This is a genomic window from Caballeronia arvi (genome assembly GCF_001544695.2).
GTDB lineage: Bacteria > Pseudomonadota > Gammaproteobacteria > Burkholderiales > Burkholderiaceae > Caballeronia > Caballeronia arvi.
This window is the reverse complement of the sequence record NZ_FCOM02000346.1, coordinates 1-524: the sequence shown is the minus strand read 5'-3', so window position 1 is coordinate 524 and position 524 is coordinate 1. Positions and strand designations below refer to the sequence as shown.

General features: G+C 65.3%; 1 pseudogene. It reads right to left on the bottom strand.

The features are described from left to right. Window positions 1–524 (bottom strand): annotated as a pseudogene (locus AWB74_RS45270) (CoA-binding protein); the annotation flags it as partial.

Below are 524 nucleotides of genomic sequence, written 5' to 3'. Positions count from 1 at the left end.
AAGAGCCGGTCCACGCCGAACTTCTCCATGAACCAGCGTTCCTTGGCTTGCGCGTCGTCGGAGCCACCCGCCATCGCACCCGCGTGGCCGACCGCGCGCGTCAGGCGGCTCTTCCAACGTCCCACTACACACGCGACGACCGGCTTGCTGAAGTCTGCATCGGCCTCGTAGTAGCCGCCCGGTTCGCAGTAAAGCACTGCCGCCTTGCTACGCGCATCGTTGGCGAGCGCGAAGGCGAATTCCGGCGCGGCGTAGTGGATATAGACGTCCTTGCCGCTCGAAATGACCGTCGAGGTGCCCCAGCCGCTCATGCGCAAGTACTGCGCGATCGTCGTGCTGAAGCCGCCGGAATTAGAGAAGATCGCGATCGAGCCCGCGCGCAGGGAATCGTCCGGATTGTCGCCGCCGAGGGCTCCGCCGATTCTCACCCGATTCCACGAATCGGCGACGCCGAGGCCGTTCGCGCCGAAGATGTCGATGCCGGCTTGCTGTCCCATCGCGCGGATTTCGCGGGCATCGTGAAC